The sequence below is a fragment of the Nautilia profundicola AmH genome (assembly GCF_000021725.1).
GTDB classification, from domain to species: Bacteria; Campylobacterota; Campylobacteria; order Campylobacterales; family Nautiliaceae; genus Nautilia; species Nautilia profundicola.
In genome coordinates this window covers 1,343,173-1,366,771 of the sequence record NC_012115.1, presented here as the reverse complement: position 1 = coordinate 1,366,771, position 23,599 = coordinate 1,343,173, and the positions used below count along the sequence as shown (strand labels likewise).

19 protein-coding genes are annotated in these 23,599 nt (G+C 32.6%); 11 read left to right on the top strand and 8 right to left on the bottom strand.

The window, feature by feature from the left end; translation table 11 throughout:
- From NAMH_RS07180 to waaA, 7 genes are all read left to right on the top strand, one after another.
- The gene (locus tag NAMH_RS07180) at positions 1-240 is read left to right on the top strand and encodes a glutaredoxin family protein (RefSeq protein ID WP_015902758.1); all 240 of its coding nucleotides are present in this window, start codon (positions 1-3) and stop codon (positions 238-240) included.
- Positions 237-1,094: a damage-control phosphatase ARMT1 family protein gene (locus NAMH_RS07175; protein WP_012663506.1), complete on the top strand. Its 858-nt coding sequence runs from the start codon at positions 237-239 to the stop codon at positions 1,092-1,094. The genes NAMH_RS07180 and NAMH_RS07175 overlap by 4 nt, the downstream gene beginning before the upstream one ends.
- Positions 1,095-1,103: 9 nt before the next feature.
- Positions 1,104-1,946, top strand: coding sequence for a glycine--tRNA ligase subunit alpha (gene glyQ, locus NAMH_RS07170; protein WP_015902179.1), 843 nt, complete (start codon positions 1,104-1,106; stop codon positions 1,944-1,946).
- A 16-nt stretch (positions 1,947-1,962) separates the two neighbouring features.
- The gene (locus NAMH_RS07165) at positions 1,963-3,186 is read left to right on the top strand and encodes a hypothetical protein (protein ID WP_012663467.1); all 1,224 of its coding nucleotides are present in this window, start codon (positions 1,963-1,965) and stop codon (positions 3,184-3,186) included.
- 1 nt (position 3,187) lies between these two features.
- Positions 3,188-3,907, top strand: a complete 720-nt coding sequence (locus NAMH_RS07160) for a Nif3-like dinuclear metal center hexameric protein (RefSeq protein ID WP_015902146.1) — start codon at positions 3,188-3,190, stop codon at positions 3,905-3,907.
- A 126-nt stretch (positions 3,908-4,033) separates the two neighbouring features.
- The gene (locus NAMH_RS07155) at positions 4,034-4,759 is read left to right on the top strand and encodes a zinc ribbon domain-containing protein (protein ID WP_012663615.1); all 726 of its coding nucleotides are present in this window, start codon (positions 4,034-4,036) and stop codon (positions 4,757-4,759) included.
- A gap of 2 nt (positions 4,760-4,761) precedes the next feature.
- Positions 4,762-5,892, top strand: coding sequence for a lipid IV(A) 3-deoxy-D-manno-octulosonic acid transferase (gene waaA / locus NAMH_RS07150; protein WP_015901979.1), 1,131 nt, complete (start codon positions 4,762-4,764; stop codon positions 5,890-5,892).
- Here the strand turns inward: waaA and NAMH_RS07145 are convergent.
- On the bottom strand, positions 5,873-6,298 hold the full coding sequence (locus NAMH_RS07145; RefSeq protein WP_015902035.1) for a hypothetical protein: 426 nt from the start codon (positions 6,296-6,298) through the stop codon (positions 5,873-5,875). The two genes, waaA and NAMH_RS07145, sit on opposite strands and share 20 nt — an antisense overlap.
- A gap of 66 nt (positions 6,299-6,364) precedes the next feature.
- On the opposite strand from NAMH_RS07145, the gene NAMH_RS07140 reads away from it, so the two are divergent.
- The 3 genes from NAMH_RS07140 to NAMH_RS07130 are packed head-to-tail and all read left to right on the top strand — an operon-like array spanning position 6,365 to position 9,586.
- The gene (locus NAMH_RS07140) at positions 6,365-6,649 is read left to right on the top strand and encodes a DUF167 domain-containing protein (protein WP_015902709.1); all 285 of its coding nucleotides are present in this window, start codon (positions 6,365-6,367) and stop codon (positions 6,647-6,649) included.
- Complete coding sequence (locus NAMH_RS07135) at positions 6,639-8,279, top strand: helix-hairpin-helix domain-containing protein (protein WP_015902121.1); 1,641 nt, start codon at positions 6,639-6,641, stop codon at positions 8,277-8,279. The genes NAMH_RS07140 and NAMH_RS07135 overlap by 11 nt, the downstream gene beginning before the upstream one ends.
- 23 nt (positions 8,280-8,302) lie before the next feature.
- Complete coding sequence (locus NAMH_RS07130; RefSeq protein WP_143709757.1) at positions 8,303-9,586, top strand: transporter substrate-binding domain-containing diguanylate cyclase; 1,284 nt, start codon at positions 8,303-8,305, stop codon at positions 9,584-9,586.
- On the opposite strand, the gene NAMH_RS07125 is transcribed toward NAMH_RS07130, so the two are convergent.
- From NAMH_RS07125 to NAMH_RS07100, 6 genes are all read right to left on the bottom strand, one after another.
- On the bottom strand, positions 9,572-11,341 hold the full coding sequence (locus NAMH_RS07125; protein WP_012663520.1) for a motility associated factor glycosyltransferase family protein: 1,770 nt from the start codon (positions 11,339-11,341) through the stop codon (positions 9,572-9,574). The genes NAMH_RS07130 and NAMH_RS07125 overlap by 15 nt on opposite strands.
- Before the next feature lie 44 nt (positions 11,342-11,385).
- Positions 11,386-13,947 (bottom strand): flagellar hook-basal body complex protein, encoded by a 2,562-nt coding sequence (locus NAMH_RS09410; protein WP_012663715.1) that lies wholly within the window; start codon positions 13,945-13,947, stop codon positions 11,386-11,388.
- Positions 13,948-13,995: 48 nt separating this feature from the next.
- Positions 13,996-15,924 carry a flagellar hook-basal body complex protein gene (locus NAMH_RS07115; RefSeq protein WP_015902643.1) on the bottom strand — a complete coding sequence of 643 codons (1,929 nt, stop codon included), beginning with the start codon at positions 15,922-15,924 and terminating at the stop codon, positions 13,996-13,998.
- A gap of 15 nt (positions 15,925-15,939) precedes the next feature.
- Positions 15,940-16,611, bottom strand: coding sequence for a flagellar hook capping FlgD N-terminal domain-containing protein (locus tag NAMH_RS07110; RefSeq protein WP_015901867.1), 672 nt, complete (start codon positions 16,609-16,611; stop codon positions 15,940-15,942).
- A gap of 263 nt (positions 16,612-16,874) precedes the next feature.
- Positions 16,875-18,266 (bottom strand): flagellar hook-length control protein FliK, encoded by a 1,392-nt coding sequence (gene fliK, locus NAMH_RS07105; protein WP_015902794.1) that lies wholly within the window; start codon positions 18,264-18,266, stop codon positions 16,875-16,877.
- 38 nt (positions 18,267-18,304) lie between these two features.
- Complete coding sequence (locus NAMH_RS07100) at positions 18,305-20,005, bottom strand: methyl-accepting chemotaxis protein (RefSeq protein WP_015902018.1); 1,701 nt, start codon at positions 20,003-20,005, stop codon at positions 18,305-18,307.
- A 184-nt stretch (positions 20,006-20,189) separates the two neighbouring features.
- Here NAMH_RS07100 and typA point away from each other — a divergent pair, with 184 nt between their 5' ends.
- Positions 20,190-21,998 (top strand): translational GTPase TypA, encoded by a 1,809-nt coding sequence (typA, locus tag NAMH_RS07095; protein ID WP_015902028.1) that lies wholly within the window; start codon positions 20,190-20,192, stop codon positions 21,996-21,998.
- Between the two features lie 354 nt (positions 21,999-22,352).
- Here typA and NAMH_RS07090 read toward each other — a convergent pair whose 3' ends face one another.
- Complete coding sequence (locus NAMH_RS07090; RefSeq protein ID WP_012663598.1) at positions 22,353-23,510, bottom strand: TsoY family (seleno)protein; 1,158 nt, start codon at positions 23,508-23,510, stop codon at positions 22,353-22,355.
- Positions 23,511-23,599 lie beyond the last annotated feature (89 nt).

The following is a 23,599-nucleotide window of genomic DNA, read 5'->3' as shown; positions in this document are numbered from 1 at the left end:
ATGTCGGTAAAAAGGGTTGTGCTTTTTACAGCTCCTGGATGTGTGTGGTGTACAAAAGCCGAGCAGTTTTTTAAAAAGAACAAAGTAAAATACAGAAAAATAGATATTTCAAAAGACAGAAAAGCTGCAAAAGACTGTGAAAGACACGGATGCAGGGGTGTGCCCGTAATATTAATCGGCAGCAGATGGATCTGCGGGTTTAACGAGCCTGTAATTAAAAGGGAGCTTGGTATTAAATGAAAATAAGCAGAGAGTGTTATCTGTGTATATATACGCAGACGCTAAACCTAACAAAGCGTCTTGGCTTGGATGAGGATAAAGCCAGTGAAATTTTAAGAGGTGTGGCAAAAATTATAAGTAAATATTCTTTGGACGTAACCCCTCCCGAAATAGCGGCTGAGGTGTATGATTATATATCGAAAACCACAGGTATTGAAGACCCTTTTTCAAAAGAAAAAGAAGCGGCTATAAAAGAAGCACTGAAATTTAAAGATATTCTTGAAAAAAGACTTGAAAAATCAAAAGACAGACTCTATGACGCCTGCAAAATTGCAGTATCGGGAAATGTAATAGATTTGGGAGTCAATCAGGAATATGATCTACAAAAAGAGATAAAAAATATTTTTGAACTTGATTTTAAGCATAATGATTACAATGAATTTAAAAATCGTCTGAAAGATGCAAAAAGTATCGTATATTTAGGCGATAATGCTGGTGAAAACGTGTTTGATGAAATATTGATAAAAGAGCTTAAAAAGTATGTGGATAAGATATTTTATTTCACAAGAGGCAAGCCGATTATCAACGATATTACGTTAAAAGACCTTGAAGGGCTTGAGATATTGGAAATAGCCGGTGTTGTCGACAGCGGTGTTCCGACTCCCGGGTTTCATCTAAAGTATGCTAATGAAAAGGCAAAAGAGCTGTTTTTTGAAGCGGATCTGGTTATAAGCAAGGGAATGGGTAATTTTGAATGCCTTTTCGGTGAGTGCGGCAGAGATGTTTTTTATCTTTTTAAGGTTAAGTGTGAAGTTGTGGCAAGGGCGTGCGGGGCTGATGTTGGTGATTATGTATTTATGAAAAACGACAAATAAAGGATTGGTATGTATTTTAGTGATTTACTTTTAAAACTTCAGGAGTTTTGGAAAAACAAAGGCTGCAATATCGTAATGCCTTACGATTTCCCAAGCGGGGCCGGGACCTTTCATCCGGCGACTCTTCTTAGAAGTCTTGACAAGGGTCCATGGAATGTGGCGTACGTGGCTCCGAGCCGCCGTCCTACCGACGGAAGATACGGAGAAAACCCGAACAGACTCGGGAGTTATTATCAGTTTCAGGTTATTATGAAGCCGAGTCCGGATAATATTCAGGAGATGTATCTTGAAAGTCTTGAGTATCTCGGGCTTAATCTTAAAGAACACGACGTAAGATTCGTAGAAGACAACTGGGAAAGTCCGACTCTCGGAGCATGGGGTCTTGGATGGGAAGTATGGCTTGACGGTATGGAAGTTACTCAGTTTACCTATTTCCAGCAGGTGGGAGGACTTAAAACATTCCCGGTGCCTGTGGAGATTACATACGGAACCGAAAGACTTGCGATGTATCTTCAGGGAGTTGACAACGTATACGATATTAAATGGAATGAAAATACAACTTACGGTGATATGCATAAAAGAAGCGAGTTTGAATTTTCAAAATACAATTTTGAAGTGGCGAATGTAGAGATGCTGTTCAGATGGTTTGAAGATGCAAGGGAAGAGGCTAAAAGATGCCTTGAGGCGAAACTTCCGCTTCCTGCTTATGATTACACGATTCTGGCTTCTCACATATTCAACGTGCTTGATGCAAGAAAAGCGATTTCACAGACTGAAAGACAAAACTATATTTTAAAAATCAGAGAACTCGCTAAAGGTGTGGCTGAGACGTATGTAGGAGTGGATGAATAAATATTAGGGGATTAAAATGAAAAGAGGGGGATTGATTTTATTTTTTTTCACGGCATTTTTATATGCCGCTTCTTTAAACGTTATCTATTCCGTATCTACCAATGCGCTTAAATCACTGGATTTTAAAAACGATATACTTTTATATTCTACGGTAAAAAAAATATATTTGTATAATTTATTAACAAAGCAAAAGCAGAAAAAACATATTGACAATATATTAGAAGCAAAACTAAACGCAACCGGAGATAAAATTGTAGTGCTAAATAAATACGACGGAATTAATATTTTTGACAACAATTTTAAATTAATAAGTAAATTTCCAGGTGAATTTCAGGGATTTGTTTTAAAAGACTATATATTGTTCGGAATTACAAATAAAAATATTAAAGCCTACGATTTAACAACAAACAAAATAATAATAAACATAGAAAAACGAAATATTAAAAGTGTCGATTTTATTGATTCTGCGTTATGTAATTATTTAATTGCCGCAGCTCCTAATCAAGTATATATTGATAGGTTTTATGATTTTAGATTAAAAGCCGAAAAAAGAATAGCTTTAAAAGGAATAAAAAATATTAAAAAAATCAAATTTATAGATGATAATAAATTTTTGCTTTTTATGAATAATGAGGTTGATATTTTTTATATTGACGGAAGCAGATTACAGAAAATAGATTTTGGATACAGGAAAATTAAAGCTGTAGATACTTTCGGAGGTAAAGTATATATTGCGACAGATAAAAAAATTTATGTTTATGAAAATGTTTCTCAGTTTACAAATACCGAAACTTACGATATAAATCAGGTTGATGTAGTGGATTTGAGTGTAAATGGCGAATATATTGCGGTTGGAGGAAAATATAAAGTTTATGTGTATTCAATTGCCGAAAATGGGAATAATATCTCCCAAATCCAAAGAGAAGAAGTTGATGAAAACACAACATACAATGAAATATCAAAAAAAAATGAGAATCTGTTTTTTAATTTAGATGTAAACCCTAAAGTCGGTAAAGCACCTTTGGAGGTAAGTGTGGATTTGGTTTATGATTTTGACAGCAGTAAAATAGACGAATTAAAAATCTCGTTTGATAACAGTGTTTATGATATCATTGATAAAAAAATAAGGGAATTTGATTATGTGTTTCAAAAACCAGGAATCCACAAAATCGAAGTGGAAATGAAAGTTGGAGATAAGACGTTGGTTAAAAAAATATACGTAAAAGCAATCAAGGAGTAATATGAAACTAAAAAAAATATACGATTTTTTAAATGAAATCAGTCCGTTTGAACTTCAGGAGGAATGGGATAACAGCGGGCTTTTGGTCGGAAGTTTTGATAATGATGTTAAAAAGATCTATTTAACGCTCGATTTGGATGAAGAGGTGATTGAAAATGCGGAAGAAAACTCATTAATTATTGCGCATCATCCATTGATTTTCAAACCTCTTAAAAACGTGGTGCCTACTTCTTTTTCAACAAAGCTCTTGGTTAAACTTATTCAAAAAAATATATCATTCATTGCAATGCATACGAATTTTGATAAAACACACCTTAACAGATACGTAGCTGAAGAAGTGCTTGGTTTAAAGGGCGAGAGTTTTGATTTTGTTTATACGGCGGAAATTGATTCGGATTTTGATGAATTTGCGGAGTTTGTAAAAGAAAAACTTGATTTAAAATGCTTAAAAACCGTTAAATGTCACAAAAAAATAAAAAAAGTCGCACTCACAACCGGTGCAGGAATGTCACTTCTGCCTTATATCAGAGCCGACTTGTTTTTAACGGGTGATATAAAATACCATGAGGCGATGGATGCCAAAATCAGGGGAATATCTTTGATGGATATAGGACATTATGAAAGTGAGAGGTTTTTTGTAGATGTTCTTTACAGGGATATTAAAGATTTAAAAGTTGAAATAGTAAAAACCAATTCAAAAAATCCCTTTTTTATTAAATAGGTAAGTAGGTAAGTTGTGAAGGGCGAAGTGGTGCGGGCGAGGATGTTTTGTTAAATCTTAATGACTTATCAACTTCACAACTTGATTGCTTATTTATGTTATAATTCCACTTAAAAAAGGCATAAAATGAATAAATTTCTTGAGCAGCTAATAGAATTAAATAGACTTGAGAGAAAATTAAAAGAGCTTGAACCTGTAGAAGCGGGAATCAAAGCACCTTTACTTAAACTTGAAAATCAAAAAAACCTACTTGAAGAGAGACTTGAAAAATTAGAAGAAGAAATTAAGAATATTAAATTAAAAAGAGGCAAAAACGAACTTTTAATTGCAGAACTTAAAGAAAAACTTCAAAACATTGAAGAAAAACAGTCAAAAGTAAAAAGTGAAAAAGAATTTAAAGCTCTTCAAATCGAAGAAGAACTTGCACGTGAACAAATCGAAGTTGCAAATGAAGAAATCGCTAAATTTGAAAAACAGTTAGAACAAAAAGAAGAAGAAAAGAAATCTATTCAGGAAGAAATTGAAAAAATTGAAGCGGAAATTACGATTTTAAGTATGGATGTTGCTAAAAAACTTGAAACTGTGGAAAAACAAAAAGAAGAAATTTATAAAGCAAAAGAAGAATTAGTTAAAAAAATGAGTCCTAAAATTTATGCCTTTTATGAAAAAATAAAAAGATGGGCTGGAATTACGGCGGTTACTCCTGTTAAAAAACAGGCTTGCAGCGGTTGTAATATGAAAATAAACGATAAAATCTTTTCAGAAGTTATTAAAGGTGAAGAAATCGTAACATGTCCTCACTGTGGTAGAGTTTTATATATAGAAGACGAAGATAAAGTAAACGAAGAATAAAAGTGTTTACCGCCTTTTATTATATATTCTCATTATTTATCTATTTTATTTCCCTTCCTTTTTTAATTATTTTATCTTTTAAATCAAAATATAAAAAGTCTATTCCCGCAAGATTTTTTTTATATAAAAACCCGCCTTTTTGCGAGAAAAGATACTGGTTTCATTCTTGTTCATTGGGAGAAACAAGGGCTTTAAGGCCTGTAATTGAACAGTTTGAGAAAGTTAATATAAGCGTTATAACAAATACTGGTTTTGAAGAAGCTAAAAAATACAAAAATGCAGATGTAAGATTTTTACCGTATGAAATTTTTTTGCCTTTTTGGGTAAAACCGTGCAATACTCTTATTGTTATGGAAGCGGAGCTTTGGTATATGCTTTTTTATACGGCAAAACGCAAATGCTCTAAAACGGTTTTATTAAACGCCAGAATAAGTGAAAAAAGCTATCCTAAATATCTGAAATTTAAATGGTTTTACAAAAAAATATTCCAAAACATAGATCTTGTTTTGGCTCAAAGTGAGACGGACAGACAAAGGCTGGTTTCATTAGGTGCCAAAAATGTTGAAGTTGTGGGTAATATTAAAACATACTTCAATCCGAGTATTACTACACGATATATAAAAACAAAACCTTTAATTGTTGTAGCCTCAACCCATGAGAATGAAGAAAAGCTGATTTTAGAAAATTTACCTTTGAATGAATATCAAGTGGTAGTGGTACCAAGACATCCGGAAAGATTTGAAGAAGTATATAAGATTTTAAATAATTACGGCAGTGCGGTAAGAATTAGTGATATATGCAAAAACGGTGAAAAAGAGTGTAAACTTGATGGTGATTTAATATTAATGGATAAAATGGGAGAGCTTGTTAATTTATACGCTGTTGCGGATATTGTTATTTTAGGAGGCAGTTTTGTCGATAACGTAGGAGGACATAATCCGGTAGAAGCCGCATATTTCAATAAACCTATAATAAGCGGAAAATATATTTTTAATCAAAAAGCTTTATATAGCGAAGTTGATGGTATCGTTATTTGTGATGTTGATGAAATTACAGATCAACTGAAAAATATTCAAAACACTACTATTAGAAACCGTACGGATATAAAAAAAATTATTTCGTTAATTCTTTAACTATCTTTTCCATATCGATATATTTGGTATAACCTTTAACGGCATTTAGGACATTTTTGTTTAACATTATTTCTCCCGCTGCTATTTTTCCCAAGATATTAAAACTTTCACTCATACCGCCAGGTTCATATTTAAGTACTAATGACGCTTCTTTTTTACAATCTTTTGTAAGAAGTCTTTTAAATAAAAAAGCTACTTTTTTGTTGTAACTGTCCACCACTTTCGGCGTAACGTTTGAAAGTGATTTTAATTCCGGATACTGTGACAATACCACAAACATCCATTTGGCAAGTAAAATTCTATCGTTTGATGAGGTGTTTTTTATAAAGCATTCTGAAAGCTTTTGTGTAAAAATCCCGGCGTTAAGACATAAAACTATGCTAATCAATAAAAGCATTTTTTTCATATTCCCATCCCTTTTATTTTTTATATTATATCTTGTTAATATGATAAAATAAAAAAAAGGAGAAAAATGTTTGAGATTAAAGACGGATATATTTATATTAAAATAAAAGCGCAGCCGAATTCTTCTAAAAATAAAATAGCGGGTAAATACGGAGAAAGTTTAAAGGTAAATATAAAAGCTCCAGCTGTAGAAGGTGCGGCTAACAAAGAACTGATAAAATTTATCGGTAAAGAATTTAAAATTCCTAAAAGCGAGATTGCAATTAAAGGTGAAACAAGTAAACAGAAAGTTTTAATAGTGCCGTTTAGGGACGATATAATAAAAAAACTTGAGGAAATTAATGGTCACTAATAAGCAAATAGCGGACATTTTATCAAAAACAGCGGATTTAATGGAAATAAAAGGAGAAAATCCTTTTAAAGTAAGGGCATACAGAAATGCCGCAAGAATTCTGGAAAACTCCGCAAAAGACTTCAGTAAGCTTGTAAAAGAAGGGTTTGATTTAACAAAGCTGCCAGGTATCGGGCATGATCTTAGTGAATATATAAAAGAAATCGTAAATACAGGTAAATTTCATAAATTAGAAGAACTGCAAAAAGAGATCCCTAAAGGGGTGGTCGAGCTGCTTAGCATTGAAGGATTGGGTCCTAAAAGGGTTAAGCAGTTGTATGAAACATTCGGTATTAAGAATATGGATGATTTAAAAAAATACGCATACAGCGGAGAGTTGGACAAACTACCTGGTTTCGGGCCTAAATTGATAGAAAAGATCTTAAAAGGCGTTAAACAGCTTAAAAAAGCCGGAATAAGGTTTTTATGGGCTGAAGTAGAGGACACTGCAAACGAATTAAAAGATTATCTGCTTGAGTTTGAAGGGGTCGAAACAGTTGATATTGCAGGGAGTTTCAGGCGTAAAAAAGAGAGTGTAGGCGATTTGGATATATTGGTAATTGCCAAAGACTATCCGAAAGTCAGTGAATATTTTATTAAATTTCATAAAGTTAAAGAGGTTTATTCCAAGGGATTGACACGCTCAACCGTATTTTTGGACAATGATTTGCAGGTGGATTTAAGAGCGGTTGCTAAAGAGAGCTACGGGGCGGCTTTGCATTATTTTACCGGTTCGAAATCGCATAATATAGAAATTAGAAAGCTGGCAATACAAAAAGGTCTTAAAATAAACGAATACGGTGTTTACAAAGGCAATGAAAGAATTGCGTCACTTACGGAAGAAGATGTGTATAAAAGTGTAGGGTTGGAATATGTTGAACCTGAGCTTAGAGAAAACAGGGGTGAGATTGAAGCCGCAATGAGTAATTCTCTTCCGAAACTTATAAAAGCTGATGATATACGCGGTGTAATGGAGAATGTAATTACAAAAGAAGAAGTTGATAAAGCCGTTTTGAATGCAAAAAAAAATCAATTTGAATATCTTATTTTAAATGTTGATAAAGACTGTTTTTTAGAAATTAACGAATATATTGCAAATAAAAATAGAGATATCAAAATTATAAGATGCTTAACGGTAAGAGTAGATGAAAACGGTGAAATTGAAGCAAAAGAAGATCTGCTTGAAAAAGCGGATTTTGTTTGCGCAATTATGAAAGAAGCCGAATTAAACAGTGATATGCAGACAAAAAGATATATAAAGGCTCTTCAGAATCCATATGTTAAAGTTTTACTAAGACCGAGTTTAAGAGAGGTTTTAAAAAAAGAAGGTGTTGATTTGGATTGGGATGAGGTGTTTGAGTGTGCGAATAAGCATCATAAAGCAATGGAAATAAACTCAAATCCTAAATATCTTGATTTAAGTGATGTTTTAATAAAAAAAGCTATTGATAAAAATGTAAAATTATTGTTAAACAGTTATCATAACAGCTTTAAATACGGACTTAATCAGGCAAGAAGAGGGTGGTGCGAAAAAGAAGATTTATTAAACACGTTTTCATATGAAAGGATTAAAAAATTTTTCAATTTTTAAAAACTTTGCTTATTGTTTTAATATTGAATGTTGTATACGCCGATTCCAAAATAACTGTAGTGACAACATATAAATGGGAACCGTTTAATATGATAAACTCTAACCGTTTAGAGGGAATAGGTATAGATTTTTGGAAACTTGTTGCAAAAAAAGCCGGTATTAATTATAAATTTAAAGTTGTCGAAAAGTGGAGTGATGTTTTAAATGAGATAAAAAACTCTAATGCGGCTTTGACTGTAAGCACGGATGAAACCGAAGACAGAAAAAGTTATGCCGTTTTTTCAAAAGCATATGTGACGTATCCTCTTGTAATTGCAACTAAAAACAGTATTGGTTTTATATTCGATATAGAATATTTAAAAAATAAAAAAATCGCTGTCGGACGCAATTATACTGCAGCTAAAATGATGTATAGTAGATATCCTTATTTAGATTATGTGTATGTAAACAATACGGATGAAGCATTAAATATGGTGAAAGAAGACAAAGCTTTTGCTGCTATTGATATTCTTCCGGTTATTGCTTATAAAATTAATAAATATGAATTTAAAGACTTGAAAATATCAGGTCAAATTCCTATTGATTTTAAAGTCCGTTTTATGCTTTCGAAAAAATATTCTTACTTGCTTTCAAAAATAAACAGTGCAATTGAAAAAATATCTTATGAGGAAAAAGAAAAAATTTATCAAAAATATATTAATCCTAAAACCAAGCTTTTTTTTACATCCAATGAAATTCTTTTTTATTTTTTAATATTGACGAGTTTTTTAATAATTATACTTCTTTGGGTATATACATTGATTTATGAATTAAAAGATTTAAAAAAACAAAGACACAATAATTACTACACCGATTGTGACCGATTGACAGGAATATTTAATAGAAAAACGGCAATAGATATTATAAAACGTAAAACAGGCAACAATGAAAAGTTTTCATTAATAATGTTTGATATTAATAATTTTAAAAACATTAATCGTTTCTACGGACATCAGTTTGGTGATATTACGTTATTGGAATTGGTTTCATCGGTAAAATCATTTTTAAAAAAGGACGAGGTTTTTGCAAGAATAAGAGGCGGTACATTTTTAATTATTTTGAACGAAACGGAAAACGATGCTTGCAAAAGGGCTAAAAACATACAAGATTCAATTAAAAAATTTGATTTTAGTATAGTTAAAGATATAAGGTGTACATTTGTTGTAAAAACAATATATTTTCCAAATGGAGGGGCAGAAGATATTGTCTGTAAACTTGAAAATGAATTGAAAAAATCTAAAAGAAACAGTCAACTATTCAGATGTTAATTTTTCCGGGAAGAATTCTTTTAGATTTATATTTTTAAGTAAAGTTTGAAAGTCTTTTTTTGATAATTTATGAGCGAGTAAATATAAATTGAATAAATAATGAAACATGCTGCCTTTTAAAATCTTCATTTCCGGAATGTTTTTGGATTTAAACACATCTTCAATAAAATCAATCATTCCTGTCAGCTCTTTAATATTATTTGTTTTATGATTAATAGATTTTTCAAGCTGTTTTATGACTTTTGCAAATTTTAAAGAAGGTAAGGCTGTTTTTGTGATCTTAAATGTTGATACGATTTCTTTTATGTAAAGCGATTTGTTTATTTTAGGTAAAGATTTGTCTTTAATAGGAGTGGTATGTTCAATATAAGCTCCGTCGCTTAAATTATAAACGCTAATATTTAATGCTTTAATAAGGTTTTCTATGTTTCTTTTTGATGAGAGCAGCAAAGAATTTGTATATATGTCGTTACTGAAGTTTCCTTTTATTTTAATTCCTGTTTTTGCAATATCGTTTTTATTATCGTAATAACTGTTTTTAGGATGTTTTCTTTCATTTAATCTAAAACCCAAATCCATACCGCATAAATAAATTTCTTTTGTATACATACTCGCAAAAGCAAAACCACTATTTCCAACAATAGGAGAAGATCCGATAAGGGTATTTTTGTCAGAAAGTGTAAAACCTTCTCTTATGTACATTAAAGGTTTTTTGGCATAAGTAAACACTTTAGGGTTTACAACCGATGCACCTATGAAATAACCTTTGTATTCTTTAAGGGGTTCATATAATATTTTTTCTAACAGGTCTATTCTTTCTTGTTCGATATGAAAATCACTATGTATACCTGCTTTAAGTAAAGGATTTATCGCCGTACCTACACTAACGATTATCATTGAATTTTTATTTTTTTTAATAAAAGCAAGTGAATTTTCCAAACTTTTTCCGTTTGCAACCACACAAATAGGAATATTGAGTTGTTTTCTTTTTGATAAAAGCGGATATTTGTTTATATTTTGTAAATGATTTTGAACACCTTTTATTTCATCTTCAAAAGTTCCCCAGCCTCTAAATTTTGCAGTTCTTATTTGTTCGAATTTTTCCTTTGCATCATTAATAAGTGGATGTGAATAAGTAGTATATATTAGGTTTAAAAGGCTTGAAGTGATAACGCGTTCGTAAAAAAATTTTTCAATAGCATAGTAATCTAATGTACCGTTTACCCATAAAAAAAATCTTTCACCAAGTTTTTTGTAAATATATTCGTAATCCACAAAATATAAACTTATAGCAAAAAATTCAGGATTTGGCTCATAAACAAAAAGAGACTGAAAATTATAGTTTTTAACTAACACATCTAAATGTTTCCCGGCCAGTAGTCCGAAAATGGCAGTTGTCGGTAAAAAAGTTTTGTCGAATAAAAAATTCTCATTTTCAAACGAATCTAACGATTCTGCCTGATTAATCAAATGGTTTATAGCTTTTCCCGTATAAGGAAAGTCTTTTTCATTCCATTTGTTTGGAGAGAGAGTAAAGAATTTTTTTTCCCACATGTTGTTGTGAGTAGGTGCTTGAGCAATATTGATGCTATCACTTATTATTGAGTTGGGATATATTTTTTCGTTTGTATGAATGTTTACGATATTGTCATTGACTATCTTATAGTTTCTCGATTTTATATTTTTTATTAAATTGTAATATTCCGGAAGATTGTTGTAAAAAAAGTTAATGTTTTTTTCAAAGAGTTTTTGCATGATTACTCCGCTAAAAATCAAAAGATTTTTAGCGAATTATATCATTATTGTTTTAATTGAAGTAGAGTGTTTAACATTTGGTCTGAAGTAGTGATTGTTTTTGAGTTTGCCTGGAAACCTCTTTGAATCACTATTAACTGAGTTAAGCTTCTGCTTAAATCAACGTTACTCATCTCAAGTGAGCTCGGCTGAATAGAACCTCTGCCTCCTGTACCGGCAGTACCGATAATAGGTTCACCTGAGTTCGGAGAAGCACTAAACAGTGTTCCGCCTTCACTCATTAATCCTTCGTTATTTACAAATTTTGCAATTGCAACCTGAGCTAAAGAGTAACTTCTACCGTTGGTAAATACACCGATAACAGTACCTGTCTGGTCAACAACAAGTTGCTGTAAATCTCCACCAGGATATCCGTCCTGAGTTTGCCCGCTTGTAGCACTCGGAGCTTCAAATGAAGTAATTCCGTCAAATTTACCCATTGTTCCGAAATCAAGCTGAATTGCCTGTCCTGTTGAAGAACCGTTGTTAGGGTTGAAAATCAAGCTTGGTGGATTGTATGAGTTTATACTTCCGTCAGGATTGAATTTTACATATCCGTAAGCAGGCTGATCCAATGTACTTGGTGCAGGAACCTCTGCATACCATTTCCAAACAGTAGGATCGTTTGGATTTTCAGAAGTATGTGTTTTTCTGAAATGCAGTGTTAGAGTGTGTTTACTTCCAAGGGAATCGAATACGTCTATGCTTGTAGTATGTACAGCCGCGTTCATTGCCTGAGAAATAGCCGTACCGCCGGCTGCCACACTACCGTTTATTGGAGAAAATGCGTCTGTAAAGAGTTGATTGTCTTTTTCTTCATCAGGATAACCGCCTATATTTATATTAAATGAGTTAGATGAAGTGTTTTTAATTGTTAACTGACCGTCGTCATTTATAGATACAATACCGCTGTTTCCTGTAGTTGAGTTTAAAGGGTCTCCACTGTCATCTACAGCTATTTGCCAAATATATGCAAGATCCTGAATATCGTGGAAATAGTACACGTCGTTTTTTAAGAATTCGTTTGTGGATGTTCCGCTTCCTAAAGGTTCGAAAATATTTTGTAAATTTTGTAAAGCAGTAGTAGATGCGGCATTTCCGGCTGAATCATATACTTGTACACCCGTAATAACATCATTTGTTTCGGTAATTTTACCGTTTTCGAATTTAATCGTGTCGTCCAAGTTTCTATTTGTTATATCGTTTTGCAATAAACAACATAAATCAGCGATAGTTTGAAAATCTTTTCCATAAGTGTATGATACGGTACTACCGTCTGATAGAGTAAATTCAATATATTGGTTTGTATTGAAAAAGGCTCTTTCTCTGTTTGAGTCATATGTCCAGTGTAAGCCTTCCATAGAATCACTTGTAATAGGGTTGGTAGGCTGATATTTACCTGTTGCGGTTCCGCACCCTTCAGTTTCGTTAATCGGAGTTTGCTGATAAATGAATTTTCTTGTTTCACCAAGTCCGTTTATGTTTACTGTTATTCCCTGTCCGTCTTCAAGGTTAAATGCATCACCGTTTGCATTAAATAATTCACCTACATCATCAGCGCCTATAAAACTGTTTTGAACCGCTTTCATTGATTCTGTACTTGTTGCAGGACCGTCAAGCGCTTTAAAAATGTTTTCTAATATAGTGTTTGTAGAAGACAAAGTGTCTTCTGTTTTTATTCTGTTTTGAGGGTCAACAATCTGTCCGTTTCCGTTTAAATATACCTGATATTCTGAAGCAGGAGTTGTTCCTGTCGGATCTTTAATTATTGCGTTAATTTCATCTAAAAGATCTTTTATTGTTGTAAATTTTCTGTCTGTATCTGTTTGACTTGTTCCGTATGTGAATGTATACACTTCGGTAGATGATATTGTTCCGTCATTATTTGCATCAATTGCTAAAGTGATTTTATCAACATCCGGAGTTAGTTGTATTTTTTCACCATTTGCATTATAAAGACCATTTATATCCGCAGTTTGATCTACTGTAGTTCTCGTTCCGTCCATTTCAGTGATATGATCACCACTGTTTAAGTTTGCTTTTATTGCAATTTTACTTGTAGGGTTTGCAGGAGTAGTAAGTCCTGGAGGAATTGAAATAGGTTTTACTCCGCTTGCCGTATCAATAGTATGCGTTTCAGGATCCGCAAGCCATCCTTGAACAATATATCCGTTAGGATCTACAAAGTTTCCGTTTGCGTCAAACGTAAAATCTCCTGCTCTTGTATATCTGTAAGTTTTCCCGCCGTCACCGCTTACTACGAAAAAACCGTCACCGTTTATAGCCATATCCGTATTTTTATCGGTATTTTGTATACTTCCTTGTTTAAACATTGTTTCAACAGCGCTTACACTTGTACCAAGACCGATTTGGAGTGAGTTTTTACCACCTAAATCACCCTGTGGTGCTGTTGCGCTTTTTACTGTCTGGCTAAGTAGGTTTTGAAAGTTTGTTCTGCTGTATTTAAATCCTACCGTATTAACGTTCGCAATATTGTTTGCTTCTACATCCATTGCAATTTGATGAGCGTTAAGTCCGCTGACTCCGCTCCATAAACTTCTCATCATGACGCTGTCCTTTAGAGTTTTTTATTTTTCAAGCAATTATCGTTCCGATTATCCTTTTTTCATATCGATTGCTCTTTGAATCATCTGATCGCTTGTAGTAACTGTTTTTGCTGCACTGGAGTATGCTTTTTGTGTTACTATTAATTCTGTCATAGCCTGAGAAAAATCCACATTGGAAGCTTCTAAGGTGTTTGAAATAATTGAGCTGCCACTAATATAATTGCCGTTTTGGTCTGTATATAAAATCGCTTTATTTGAGTTTGCTGTTTCTCTGAACAGATTGCCACCCAAACTTTCAAGACCTTGATCGTTTTGGAAGTGATATACCGGTATTTGACCTAAGACAGACATTTGACCGTTGGAAAACAGTGCTTGAATTTGCCCGTTTTGGTCAATTTGATAGTTTTTCAAAAATCCTTCTTCTACTCCGTTTTGTGTAAAAGAATATGATGTAGCCAAATCTGTTTTTGCGTAAGAAGTCATATTAAAATTTAGTGTTATATTCTGGGGAGATGAGATTGTGATTTGTGTAGGAGAAAGTAAATGTCCGTCTGAATCAAATGTCATTTCGAAATTTTGTGTGGATATTTCATTTGAATCCGGATCAAGAATCGATACTTCTCCGTTCCATACGATTTGATTATTTAACACTTTTTGTTTTGTGAAAGTTACTGAAATAGTGTCTTTTTGACCGTTCGCCTCTATGATTTTACCTCCAAAACTTTGAGTGTTGGTTAGAAAATCATAACTTTTTGCGCTTGTTCCGGCATAAATTTCATTTCCGAGTCTGCCTAAGTTGTTCATAAATAAATCGTTAGAATTTTCTGTATTCAGAGTATAGGCATTTATTGTTTTAAAAGAATTATTATCAATAGAAATTCTGCCTTCGTCATCCAAATATACGTTTGTCGCATCAGGGTATGCGCTGTTTGCAAGGTTTTGTATTATGTTGTCAAAATCCTGGATGGTTGAAAATTCATAGCTGTTTTGTGGTTCGGATCTGTATGTAAGCTTTGCTGCTGCAATATTCGGTAAAAGTTCATTTTCTGAAGTTAAAATTATATGGTTAGGATCTGAAATTTTTATACCGTTATCAGTTATTTCATTTATTATGCCCGCTTGATCGAAAGCATCTTTAAGAGCGTGTTGAATTTCTTCTTTAGTTGATCCGTCCGGCATGTCTATGTTAAAGTTAATTCCGTTAAGTGTGAAGTTATATACGGCGTCTTTTCCGTCCGCTTCGTCATCTGTGATACATAGTTCTGTGGATATAATATTATTTTGATAAGTCGCCGGATTACCGAAACCGAAAACTAAAGAGTCGCCGTCTCTTACTTTTAAATCGGCTCCGTCTTTTGAATAAAGTGCGCTAAAATCGCTTTCAGTTGTAGAAGGTTTTGTTGTTGTAATTACGTCTGAGTCATTTAAATTTGACGTAAGAGTCGCTTCTGTTGTGGCGATTGCAGGTAAAATCACATTATTAGGAAGTGAAATTGGACTCATTTGAGTGTTTTGTGAAATTAAATTATCGGTATTGATACTTCTGTTTACGGAATAGCTTCCATCGGCATTTTGGATAAGGTTATTAGCGTTTGCCACTAAGAGATAATCACCGTTGTCATCTACTAAATAACCTTGAGCATCTCTTGTAAAAGACCCTGTTCTTGTGTAATAAGTGTCATTATATCTTTTTACAGCAAGCCAGCCTTCACCGTTTATGGATACGTCAAACGGATTATCAGTATTAATTAAACTTCCCTGATCCAGATTAATAGCGGTTGAAGAAAGTTTACTTCCCATACCTATATCAGAGTAAACAGGATCCGAATTTAAAGTTTCTGAAAAAAGAGTTGAAAATTCGGGTATTTGTTCTTTATAACCAGTCGTATTAATATTGGCGATGTTATCTCCCCAAATATCTATTCCGTACTGGAAACTTTTAAGTCCCGTAATTCCGTTATAAAAAGAAGTAGTCATTCCGTTCCTTTAAAATTAATCCTGCCATTCGTATATTTCTTGAATTTCACTAAACGGAAGATAATTGCTTCCGAGTTTCGCATATGGTACTCCATTTTCAAATCTTACTGATTCTATCGGATAAGCTCCGAGTGCGGTAGTCATATCTTTACCGTCAGGGGTAGTGTATTCAGCACTTACTTCATATGTGTCGCTCGGTACTCTTTCTCCGTTATCACCAATTAAATCCCAGTCAAAGTTGAGCACACCTTTTGTATGTGCTTCAAGAGGAAAGGTTTTAACTACATTTCCGTTTTTGTCTTTAATAATTACATTTCCGCTTGCTATATCGTCTCCAAAATAGAGATCAAAATTTACACTATTGTCGTCATCCGTTACATTTACATATCTGTATCCGGTATCAGCCATTTTACCTATTGCTGAGAGAGTGCTGAATTGGCTTGTGGTTGATAATACGTTTGAAAGATTATCAAGAGATTTTTGCATATTGTCGTTCATTTCCATTGTTGAAAGATACGCTGTTTGTTCGAGCATTTTATCCGTATCCATGGGATCAGTTGGATCCTGCATTTGAAGTTCGGCTAAAAAAAGTTTCATAAATGCGTCTTTGTCGAGTTGTGAATCAGGGTTGTATACATAATCACTGCTTGATGTAGTTGTTGTATTACTTACACTTGTTACTGCCATGGCTAAGCCTTTTTTAAATGTGGAGCAATAAGTGTTCCGGTTTTAGTGTTGTTAATGTGACGGAAATGAAAAATGTTTCAATGGAAAATGAATGTGAAAAGATCTAACGTTGAAAAATGCCAGACACTAAAAATAAGAGAAGCAATATTTATATTTATTTATAAGAAATTTTACCCAAAACAAAAGGTTTAAAATAAAAATTAAATAGAACTAAAATTTACTACTTCACAACTTCACTGCTTCACCACTTCAAAACTGTAATATTATGCATATTGATAAGGAATTTCTATTATAAGTTCATCTGTATCATCATTCGTATTGGTAAATTTTTGGTTTTGTTTATACTGTTTGTTGCCTTGTTGTTGATTTTGATTGAAACTCATATTTACATCTGTGAATCCCATATTAATTAAATTTTGCCGCAATTCTTGTTGTTGAGAGTGCATAAATCCTATAGCAGTATTATTTGAATTAATTTGAATTTGTAAATTGTCTCCGCGATGTACAATGGTTACTTCTACTTTTCCTAACTCTTTCGGATGTAATTCCATTGAAAGTTTGGAGATAGGTGGTTTATAATTTTCTACAGCCTCTTTTAAATTACTTGCGAAATGTTTTAACGTTTCTTTTGCTTTATGGATGTTTTGTTTTAATGTATTAACATCAAAAGAGTTTGAGTTAAGGTTAATGTTTTCATTGTTTTCGTTTGTTTTTTTTGCATTATGTTGTTTTATTTGAGTTTCCGAAGATATATCTTTACTTTCCTGCAATAGGCTTGAAAGAATGTTGTTTTTTTCATTAGCTTGTTGAGGTTTTACAGATAGAATCGGATTTGTTGTGGGATTAACAGATTGTTTTAGTTCTATTTTATTTTTAGGTAATTGAAATTTTAAATCTTTTATCGCAGTTTGTTTTGGTGAAGTTGTTTTTTTATTTTTATATGATAAAACAATTTTACTTATATTAAGATCTTTTTTATTTGCAAAATTAATAAGTTCTTTAAATGTTTTTATTTCTTTAAACGATTCGATTTCTTTATCTGAAAGTTTTAAATTTTCTAACGTCTGTTGGGAAGTGATTATTTTCTTTGTAAATGTTACTATTTTTTCTTCTATTTGCTTTGATGATTGATCAACTGTTTGAGTAACGGTTTGAGATTGTTGTAAAGATTGAATAGTTTCTTCTATATTTAATATTTGTTGGTTCTGTTTTGTTGCTTTTGTTTCTGTTTTTTTACTATTTTGTTTAGGTTCATTGTCTTTTATAAAATTATTTACTTTTTTTTCAAGTTCATCATTCGAAATAGGTTTGTTAATAAGTTGTTGTAATATATTGCTTTCATCTGTTTCAATATTATCGTTATTTTTAATGTTTGTTAATCGAATATTTTTTTGTGTAACTTGTGTATTTTCTTTTAATGATAGTTTTATTTTTTCTATTAATTTATTTATAGAAGGGTCAATTTTATTATTTTTTTGTAGAATATCCTCGAGATTTTTTTCGTCAATATCCAAGCTTTTTAGGATATTCGTTAATTTTTCAGGCTCGTCTTTATATGACTGTATTAAATTTAACAGAAAATTTTCTTTTGTTTTAGGTGTTTTTATGTTTTTGGAATCTGATAAATTCAATAATAGGTTTTCTACAATGGACATGCATGAGCCTTTTTTAAAGACTCAAGCAATTACTGTTCCTAAGCTTTAAATTTTTCCGTTTCGTTTTTCAGTTCAGATGAAACATTTTCGAGTTCGTTAACAATTTGTCTTAATTTTTTAGATATTTCTTCTGTTAATTTACTTTCTTTTAATAATCCGTGTGCGGTTTTAATTAAAGCTTCAATATTTGAATTGATTTTTAAAGTTTCTTCTTTTGCAATTTGAGCGTTATCTATTGTTGTGTTTAATTTTTCCATTGTCTGGTTTGTCTCTGTAATTAGTTCGTCAGTTTGCTGAGTTGTTTTTTGGAATTCTTCCACATTTTGTTCAATAGTCTGTTGAGCCTGTAAAATTCCCTGAACTATTATATTTACACCGGCATCTATTTCGCCCAAGCTTTTTTGTGTTCTTTCGGCAAGTTTTCTAACTTCGTCAGCTACTACCGCAAAACCTCTTCCGTGTTCACCTGCTCTTGCCGCTTCAATAGCCGCATTAAGAGCTAAAAGGTTTGTCTGATCCGCAATTTCTTTGATTATAGAGATAATATCTTTGATTTGGTTAGATTGGTTTGCAAGTGTCGTGATTTGATTGGCTACATCCGTTTCATTATCAACTTCTTGTTGTATTTTTTGAACTACGACAGATAATTTTTGTGTAGTTTGGCTTAATGTTTTTTGAGTGTCTATTATGTCGTCAACAGTTTTTATTACTTTATCTTCAGCAGAATCCACACTTTCTTGAACTTTTGAAATATAACCGTTTAATTCATCTATTAATCTATTTTGTGTTTCTACGTTTTGTTCAATTTTTTCAGCATTGTCTGTTATTTTAGATGTAATGTTCAATAATCTTTGAGTGGATACTTTAATTTTATTGATAATATTTCTTAATTCGGTAATAAATTTATTTATTGCTTTTGCAATTCCTTTAATTTCTTCAGACCCTTTTTCTTCTAATTTTATAGTAAGGTCATCATCATTTTTGCTTAAAATATTCGAATATTCTGTAACAGGTTTGATAATATTTTTTTCAAAATAAATATTAATAGCAATAATAATAATCAAAATAAATAAAATAAGTGCAAAAATACCCCCAATCAGCATTATTTTTTGTGTTTTAGATATCGATTGTTTAACTTGTGTTAACGGTACTTCAACTGAAACCATTCCTCTTATATCGCCCAATTTATAATTAAAAGCAACAGGACCGTAATCTTTTACAAGTGCGTTATACAGTTTGTCCGGAACATCTTTATGAGGAACACCGTGACATTTTAAACATGCTTTTTTAATATATAACGGTTTTGCATATCTTATGACTTCTTCACCTTTTTCATTGGTACCTATTTCGTAATATTCCGGAAGCTTTTTTTCTTCAATTAATTTAAGAATTTTTTTTTCGTTTTCATTTGGTTTGTTTAGAGGGTTTCTGTATTTTAGAGATGTTTGTTTAATATAAAATCCTGACTGTTCTGTAACTTCTTTTGCTACGTTTCTGCCTGAAAAAGCCGGTGTCGCAGCCCATCTCGACATATTTGGATTTGTTATTTTTACATTCGGAGCGAGTTTGGCCATATAATGTCTCATGGCTATCAGTTCTCCGGCAGCTTTTCTGGCTTTATCTATATTTTCTTGTTCCGCAAGTTTATATATCTGATTTTGAATGATAAAATAACCCGGAATCAACACCGCCATAAAAGTTATAATTATCAACAAGACAATTTTCATTTTAGAGCTCATTATTTCCCTTTTTATTTTTTTAACTCTAATTATATATGGTTTATGAATATAAAATGAAGAAAAAATAAAAATTCATAGAAAAATTGTTAATATTTGTAATATTCTTGTAATATTTTGATGAATTAAAAAATATTTTTAAATATTGGATATAATTGCGAAAAATTTCAATGTATAAAGGCAATTAATGAAAAATATTAGAAATATTGCGGTTATCGCACACGTTGACCACGGGAAAACTACTTTGGTTGACGAACTTCTAAAACAGTCAGGTACTCTTGATGAGAGAAAAGAACTCGGTGAGAGGGTAATGGACTCTAACGACCTCGAAAAAGAAAGAGGGATTACGATTCTTTCTAAAAATACGGCTATCAAATGGAACGATTATAAAATTAATATTATCGATACTCCGGGACACAGCGACTTCGGTGGAGAAGTTGAGAGGGTTCTTAAAATGGTTGACGGTGTTTTACTCCTTGTGGATGCACAAGAAGGTGTAATGCCTCAGACCAAATTCGTTGTGAAAAAAGCTCTTTCACTTGGACTTAAACCTATCTTGGTGGTAAATAAAATCGATAAACCTGCAGCTGAACCTGACAGGGTTGTTGATGAAGTGTTCGATTTATTCGTAAGTATGGGTGCAAGTGAAGACCAGCTTGAGTTTCCTATTATTTATGCTGCGGCTAAAAATGGTATCGCAAAATGGGACTTGGAAGACGACAACGAAAACATGACTCCGATTTTCGAAGCTATCGTTGATCATATTCCGGCACCGACAGGTGAAGTTGAAAAACCTCTTCAAATGCAGGTGTTTACTCTTGATTATGACAATTTCGTAGGTAGAATCGGGATTGCGAGAATTTTTAACGGTAAAGTGAAAAAAGGTGAAAACGTTACACTTGTAAAAGCCGACGGTGAAAAAATCAACGGTAGAATTACAAAACTTTTAGGTTTCCTCGGGCTTGACAGGGTTGAAATTGAAGAGGCGAGCGCAGGTGATATCGTGGCTGTTGCAGGTTTCAGCGCACTTGATGTCGGGGATACTATTGCAGATAAAGACAATCCTGTAGGACTTGACCCGCTTCATATCGAAGAGCCTACAATCAGCGTAATTATGAGCGTTAACGACTCTCCTCTTGCAGGTACCGAAGGCAAAAACGTAACTGCTCCTAAACTTAGAGACAGACTCTTTAAAGAGATGGAAACAAACATCGCTATGAAAATCGAAGAGCTTGGTGAAGGTAAATTTAAGGTTTCAGGAAGAGGTGAGCTTCAAATTGCCATCCTTGCAGAAAACCTAAGAAGAGAAGATTTTGAATTTTCACTTTCACGTCCTGAAGTAATTATCAAAGAAGAAAACGGCGTTAAGTTAGAGCCGTACGAATACGTAGTGGTTGACGTTCCTGAAGAGTACAGCGGTGCGGTAATCGAAAAACTTGGTACAAGAGGCGGAATTATGAAAAACATGATGCCTCTAAGCGACGGTTCTACAAGAATCGAATTCGAAATGCCTGCACGTGGTCTTATCGGCTACAGGGGTGAATTTATGACGGATACTAAAGGTGAGGGTGTTCTTAACAGTTCGTTTTTAGATTTCAGACCTGCAACTACTAAACCTTATACAAGAAAAAACGGTGCGCTTATTTCTATGGAAAACGGCGTGGCTGTCGGATATGCTATATTCAACCTTCAAGAAAGAGGTAGAATGTTTATAAAACCTGGTGATAAAGTATATAACGGTATGATCGTAGGGGAGCACAGCAGAAGCAACGACCTTGAAGTTAACCCTATTAAAGGTAAAAACCTTACAAACGTAAGGGCAAGCGGAAGTGACGAGGCTATCAAACTTGTACCGCCTGTGGATATGACGCTTGAAAGAGCGCTTGAGTGGATTGAAGACGACGAACTTGTTGAAGTTACTCCTCAGTCTATCAGGGTTAGAAAAAAATATCTTGATCCTTCAGTTAGAAAAAGAATGGCTAAAAATAAAAAATAATTCTTTTTCTCTTTTTTATTTTTTTCAGTTTTATATTATGTAACTTTTTAAATTAATAGATTTATTTTAGTGTCTGTCACTATACTTCTGTAATCAATACAGAAAAGTTTTTTGTGAATTTGCTTCTATAGAAAAATTTAAAATCTATGAGGAAATTTAAAAAAAGTGATTGGTTAAAAATGTGTGTATATAATTAATAAACTGTGATTTGAAAATGAGTATTGAAATATGAAAATATTTGGTTTAAGCAGATGAATATATCGGGTTTTGATTGGATTGGTGCAGGATACTTACGGTTATATACTTAAAAATTAATTTTGTATTTTGTTTGTGCGTTTTTAAAAGGGAGAGGCCTTAAAGGCCGAATTTTTTATTTAGTTTTAAAACTGTTTTTACAGTTTTATATTGAACTATCGCAAGTAATGCTATTAATATATAGTGAGCTATTGAGTAATTATCAAATACGCCATTAAATACCAGTCCCCAGTGAATAAAAAACATACCAAAAACGAAAAACGCAACACCCGGACAAATTAACGCATATGTTGCGGGATCTTTTTCATCCGAATGAATATATTTTTCAAAGTAGTTTACTTTTTTCAAAACGATATATCCGAATACGCCCATTAAAATTTCAGCTGCGAAAGTGAATCCTGTTAATGTGAAAAGCATCGCTTTTAAATCAGCATCTGCACTAAAATGATGTCCAAGTCCGAAAGCGTCTCTTACAAGGGCGATTCCGACTAATGTAAAAATAGGAATTCCTATCCAAAGTGAAGGAGCTGATTTTTCATCAAGTCCGTTTTTGATGATTGTATGAAATCCTAATATAGATTTTAAAATCCCAAGAATAATAGCCGCACCTAAAAATATAAATGAACAAAAAATACCTATAGCATTAACGGCTTTGATATGGCTCATTGCTCCCGGAGCGGCAAAACCTACACCTATCATAGCAAATGCAAAAACTGATAATAACTGTACAAGGCTTGTGTTTTCTTCCCATTCTTTATTACCGTTTAAAATTAAAGGAATAAAATATTCACCGAATATTTTAAATGCGTAAATTCCTACACCCAAGAAAGCTAAAAGAGCCATTGGGAACATATATTCAATTATATTCCAAAGTCCAGGAACCAATGCCGCACCAAGTACGAACATTACGTTAATAGTCATGGCGTATGTCAAAGGGATAGCCATAAAAGAAATTTCTTTTAAAGTTCCTTTCATTTGATTGTATTCTTCAGTTTTTTTAAAACTGTTCCACTGTTTTATATTCCAAATAAGAAGGGAAATATGTTTATATGCAAAATACAAAATTCCGATTAACGCTAAAACAATTCCGACTTTATTAATAACGGAAGTGTTGTTAAAAGTATGATAAATGTGATCAAACGTTGCTAAAGGGATTCCTTTGTGAGGAATTAAAAACAGCAGATACACATAAAACGAAACTGTTAAACCACCTGCACCTAATGATGCCAAAAACATTATCGGTGTATATTTTTTCATCAATATCCTTTTTTTTATAAAATTATATCATAAAAAGATAAAACCACTCTTTTTTTCTGGGATAATTTTTTCTTATATACATCTTATAT

Bases quoted from the DNA above. Each gene is read 5' to 3' on its own strand.
- NAMH_RS07180 (WP_015902758.1), top strand. From the start codon at position 1: ATGTCGGTAAAAAGGGTTGTGCTTTTTACAGCTCCTGGATGTGTGTGG.
- NAMH_RS07175 (WP_012663506.1), top strand. From the start codon at position 237: ATGAAAATAAGCAGAGAGTGTTATCTGTGTATATATACGCAGACGCTA.
- glyQ (WP_015902179.1), top strand. From the start codon at position 1,104: ATGTATTTTAGTGATTTACTTTTAAAACTTCAGGAGTTTTGGAAAAAC.
- NAMH_RS07165 (WP_012663467.1), top strand. From the start codon at position 1,963: ATGAAAAGAGGGGGATTGATTTTATTTTTTTTCACGGCATTTTTATAT.
- NAMH_RS07160 (WP_015902146.1), top strand. From the start codon at position 3,188: ATGAAACTAAAAAAAATATACGATTTTTTAAATGAAATCAGTCCGTTT.
- NAMH_RS07155 (WP_012663615.1), top strand. From the start codon at position 4,034: ATGAATAAATTTCTTGAGCAGCTAATAGAATTAAATAGACTTGAGAGA.
- NAMH_RS07145 (WP_015902035.1), bottom strand. From the start codon at position 6,298: ATGAAAAAAATGCTTTTATTGATTAGCATAGTTTTATGTCTTAACGCC.
- NAMH_RS07140 (WP_015902709.1), top strand. From the start codon at position 6,365: ATGTTTGAGATTAAAGACGGATATATTTATATTAAAATAAAAGCGCAG.
- NAMH_RS07135 (WP_015902121.1), top strand. From the start codon at position 6,639: ATGGTCACTAATAAGCAAATAGCGGACATTTTATCAAAAACAGCGGAT.
- NAMH_RS07125 (WP_012663520.1), bottom strand. From the start codon at position 11,341: ATGCAAAAACTCTTTGAAAAAAACATTAACTTTTTTTACAACAATCTT.
- NAMH_RS09410 (WP_012663715.1), bottom strand. From the start codon at position 13,947: ATGATGAGAAGTTTATGGAGCGGAGTCAGCGGACTTAACGCTCATCAA.
- NAMH_RS07115 (WP_015902643.1), bottom strand. From the start codon at position 15,924: ATGACTACTTCTTTTTATAACGGAATTACGGGACTTAAAAGTTTCCAG.
- NAMH_RS07110 (WP_015901867.1), bottom strand. From the start codon at position 16,611: ATGGCAGTAACAAGTGTAAGTAATACAACAACTACATCAAGCAGTGAT.
- fliK (WP_015902794.1), bottom strand. From the start codon at position 18,266: ATGTCCATTGTAGAAAACCTATTATTGAATTTATCAGATTCCAAAAAC.
- NAMH_RS07100 (WP_015902018.1), bottom strand. From the start codon at position 20,005: ATGAGCTCTAAAATGAAAATTGTCTTGTTGATAATTATAACTTTTATG.
- typA (WP_015902028.1), top strand. From the start codon at position 20,190: ATGAAAAATATTAGAAATATTGCGGTTATCGCACACGTTGACCACGGG.
- NAMH_RS07090 (WP_012663598.1), bottom strand. From the start codon at position 23,510: ATGAAAAAATATACACCGATAATGTTTTTGGCATCATTAGGTGCAGGT.